General features: G+C 68.2%; 2 protein-coding genes and 1 pseudogene. All 3 read left to right on the plus strand.

The window, feature by feature from the left end; translation table 11 throughout:
- Positions 1–2,188, plus strand: a 2,188-nt coding sequence (locus tag RMO40_RS02670) for a TonB-dependent receptor (protein ID WP_309715917.1), incomplete at its 5' end; no start/stop codon positions are given.
- The gene (locus RMO40_RS02675; protein WP_489660093.1) at positions 2,185–4,059 is read left to right on the plus strand and encodes a phytase; all 1,875 of its coding nucleotides are present in this window, start codon (positions 2,185–2,187) and stop codon (positions 4,057–4,059) included. The genes RMO40_RS02670 and RMO40_RS02675, both read left to right, overlap by 4 nt.
- 110 nt (positions 4,060–4,169) lie before the next feature.
- Positions 4,170–4,431, plus strand: a pseudogene (locus RMO40_RS02680) (hypothetical protein); the annotation flags it as partial.

Consider the following 4,431-nt stretch of genomic DNA (forward strand, 5'->3'; position numbering starts at 1 on the left):
CCTGAACGCCGTCACCATCAACGGCAGCCTGGTGCCCTCGCCCGAGCGCGACCGCCGTGCGGTGATGCTCGACGTGTTGCCTTCGTCGCTGATCGGCGCGCTCGAAGTCACCAAGACACTCACCCCCGACATGGACGCCAACTCGCTGGGCGGCACCATCGACATCAAGTCGCTGTCGGCCTTCGACCGCAAGGGCTCGTTGTTCTCGGCCGAGCTCGGGGCCGGCCACAGCAGCAACACCACGCAGACCAGCCCCTTCGGCTCGGCGGTGTGGAGCGACCGCTTCATGGACGGCAAGCTCGGCGTGGCCGTGGGCCTGAACGGCGAGCGCCGCCGCTTCGGCTCGGACAACACCGAAACCGGCGGTGCCTGGGATGGCGACGCGCTGGAAGAATTCGAGCGGCGCGACTACCGCATCACGCGCGAGCGGGTGGGGGCTGCGGTCAACCTCGAGCTGCGCCCGCAAAACGGCAGCGCCTACTACCTGCGCTCGATGGTGAGCCGCTTCAGCGACCAAGAAACCCGCCAGGCGCACATCGTTGAATTTGCCGACCCGCAAACCGAAGGCACGCTCGGTGACGCCCAAAGCACACGCGAGCTGAAAGACCGCAAGGAAACGCAGCGCATCTTCTCGCTCACGCTGGGCACCGACCAGCAGTTCGGCGACTGGACACTCGGTGTGGCCGCCGGCCTCAGCCGCTCGAAGGAAAACACGCCGCAGCACATGGCGGGCGCCAGCTTCGAGGGTGGAGACTTCTCTGGCGTGGGTTTCAGCAACCCACGCCGGCCGCGCCTGATCGGCCCCGATGCGATCAACAGCGCCGCACCGTATGCGCTGAGCGAAATCGAACTCGAACGCACGCTCGCCAAAGACCGCGAGCACAACCTGCGCTTCGACCTGACGCGCCAGACCCAGCTCTTCGGCGCGCCCGGCGAGCTGAAGTTCGGCGCCAAGGCCAGCCGCCGCAGCAAGACCCACGCGCAAACCACCTGGGTGCTGGAAGACTTTGAAGACGCACCGTTTTCGCTGTCGCCCGCGCAGCTGGGCCTGGTCAACTCCCAGGGGCCCGACGTCAACTACCCGTTGGGCCACTTCGGGCCGAGCCTGAGTGCCGCGCCGATCCACGCGATCTACCAAGGCCTGGATCTGAGCGGTTTCGTTGACGAGCAGGAATCGCGCATCAACAACTTCCGCATCCGCGAGAACATCGACGCGGCTTATGTGCAAGGCAGCTTCGACGTGAGCCAGTGGCGCGTGCTGGCCGGCGTGCGCTACGAAGGCACCCGCCTGCGTGCCGACGGCACCGGCGTGACCGATGGCGTGTTCAGCGACACCACGGTGCAGACCTCGCACCGCCATTGGCTGCCGGGCCTGCACCTGCGGCGCGACCTCGACACGAGCACCACATTCCGCGCCGCGTGGTCCAACTCGGTGGTGCGCCCGACATTCGGCCAGCTCGCCCCCGGCTTCGCCATCGACGGTAACGAAGCACAGTTCGGCAACCCGAACCTCGCGCCGCTGAAATCGGCCAACCTCGACGTCGGTGTGGAGCGCCGGCTCGGTTATGCGGGTGTGGTCTCGGCCTATGCCTTCCACAAGCGCATCCGCAACTTCGTCTACCAGACCGACCTGGCAGGCACCGGGCCGTGGGCGGCGTTCGACGAAGCCGTCACCTTTGCCAACGGCGAGCGCGCGCGTGTCAGCGGCCTGGAGCTGGCCTATTCACAAAGCCTGCGTTCGTTGCCGGCGCCATGGAACGGCCTGTTGATCTCGGCCAACGCGACCTTCTCGAACTCCAGCGCCGACATCGCTCGCTTTGATGCCGACAGCGGCGCCACCGCGTCTCGCAACATCACTTTGCCGAGCCAGTCGAAGCGCGTGCTGAACCTGGTGCTGGGCTACGAGACGCCGGTCTGGAGCCTGCGTCTGGCAGGCAACTACAAGTCGCGCTACCTGCTCGAAGTGAGCGACGTGCTCGATGCGAACCGCGACCTCTATGTGGATGCGCAGACGCAGTTCGATCTGTCGGCGCGTTATGCGTTGAGCAAGTCCTTGCAACTCTCCTTCGACGTGCAGAACCTGAACGACGCCAAGTACTACGTCTACACCGGCAGCTCCCAGCGCAACGCGCAGTGGGAGACTTACGGCCGCAGCTACCGCCTGAGCCTGAAGTACACCCTGGAATGAGCGCCTTGACCCACCATCCCTTGTTCAACGCCCTGGCCAGCCTGCTGCTGGCGGCTTTGGCCACGAGCGCTGCGGCGGCGCCCGCCCTGCCTGCGGCATCGGCCGGCGCCACCGAGTTCGCCGCCCTCCCCGGCGGCGCCTGGTTGGTGCTCGGCAAGAAGGGCCTGGCGCTGATCGGCGCCGACGGTCAATCGCACCAGCAGCTGCCGCTGCGCGGCGAGCTGCTCGACGTGCGCGCCGGCAACGGCAGCGCCACCGCGGTGCTGCTCGACTCGAACACCGAGCGCGTGCTGCCACTGCGCATCGACCTCACCCGCAACACCTGGCGTGTGCTCGACCCCTTGCCCGACAGCACCGGCACGGTGTCGGCCTTGTGCCTCTACCGCGACGCGCAGGGCCAAGACCACGGCTTCGTGATCGGCAGGGACGGGCTGGCGCAGCAGTGGGTGCTGCATGGCGACGGCGCCCAGCTGGTGCGCCGCCTCGCGGTGGCGCCCGAGGCCGAGAGCTGCCGTGTGGACGATGCCAACGCGCAGCTCTTTGTCAGCGGCCCCGATGGCGTGTGGTCGCACCGCGCCGACGCCGAAGGCAGCCCCACCCGCGAGCCGGTGCTGCTGCGGCGGCCTCATGGCCCGCTGCAGCAAGGCGGCGGGCCCTTGGCGGTGTTGCCCGGTGGGATCGTGGTGGCCGATGCGGGCGCCGGGCGATTGCTGTTCGCGCAGCACAAACGCAAAGCCTGGCAGCGGACGGCCTCGTTGCCCCTGCCCGCGCCATCAGACCCCGACGCCCTGTCGGCCTGGCCCACGGCCGGCGGCTGGCAGCTCGCCGTGCGCGATGACAACGCAGGCCGCTGGTCGGCCCAGGCAGTGCCACGCCCGTTCGCCAAAGGAGCCGGCTCGCCGCCCCCACTGCCGGTGGTGAAGGCGCGTGTGCAAACGGCCCCGGTGGCGCAGTTCGGTGACGCCGCCGACGACCCCGCGATCTGGCGCCACGCGAGCGATGCCACCCGCTCGCTGGTGCTGGCCACCGACAAGAAGCGTGGCCTCGCGGTGTATGACCTGCAAGGCCGCGAGCGCCAGTTCCTGCCCGTGGGCCGCGTCAACAACGTCGACCTGCGGCAAGCGGTGTTGCTCGGTGGCGAGCGCATGGACATTGCCGCCGCCACGCAGCGCGACGACAAGGCCGTGGTGCTGTGGCGCATCGGCGCCGAAGGCGAGCTGAGCGAGCTGGCGCGGCTGCCCACCGGCTTCGACGACATCTACGGCATCTGCCTGCACCGCAACCCGGCGGGCGCGCTGGAGGTGTTTGTCAACGACAAGAGCGGTGCCTACCAACAGCTGCGTGTGGAGCGCCGTGGCGCCGACATCGTGGGAACGCGACTGCGCGAGTTCAAGCTGTCCACGCAACCCGAAGGCTGTGTTGCCGACGACGAAGCCGGGCAGGTGTTTCTCGGTGAAGAAAAGCGCGGCGTGTGGGCCCTGCCCACCGACGCAGGCCGCGCCGCCAAACCCCAGCTCGTGCTGCCAGTGGGTGGCTTGTTGCACGCCGATGTGGAAGGCATGGGCTTGTACCGTGGCGCCAAGCAGAGCTGGCTGGTGGTCTCCAGCCAGGGCAACAACAGCTTCGTGGTGCTCGATGCCGCACCGCCTTACCGCGTGCGCGGCGCGTTTCGCATCGGCATGAACCTTGATGCGCGCATCGACGGGGTGTCTGAAACCGACGGCCTCGATGTCAGCTCGGCCTCGTTCGGCCCCGGCTTCGAGCGTGGCCTGCTGGTGGTGCAAGACGGCTTCAAGCAGCTGCCGAGCGGCCCGCAGAACTTCAAGTACGTGGCGTGGGACGACGTGGCCGAGGCGCTCAAGCTGAAGTAGCGGCCAACCTGATGCGTTCGGAGCATGGCGCAGCGCTGGGCTGACACCGGCGCGTCATCTGCACCACAGACCATCGCAGGCGACCCTTTCACCGCACCCCAAGGAAAGCCATGCGCCTGACGCCCCGTTTGTCGACTGCCCTGCTCCCACTCGCTGCCGCACTGCTGTGCGCCGGCACCGCCCAAGCGCAGGTGCTGACCGGTTGGGCGCAGATGCCTGCCGCCACCTTTGCAGACGGCCCCACCTCGGGCCAGTTTGCCGGGCCCAACCCCTATGGCAGCAACCTGCCGCCGTTTGCCAACCGCCAGCCGGTGCAAGGTTTTTCGGGTGTGCTGGACGGCCCGCGCAAGAACGTCTTCCGCTTTCTGGTCG

Source organism: Rhizobacter sp., from assembly GCF_031412075.1.
Lineage (GTDB): Bacteria > Pseudomonadota > Gammaproteobacteria > Burkholderiales > Burkholderiaceae_C > Rhizobacter.

Coding starts and splice junctions, on each gene's coding strand:
- RMO40_RS02675 (WP_489660093.1), top strand. CDS start 2,185: ATGAGCGCCTTGACCCACCATCCCTTGTTCAACGCCCTGGCCAGCCTG.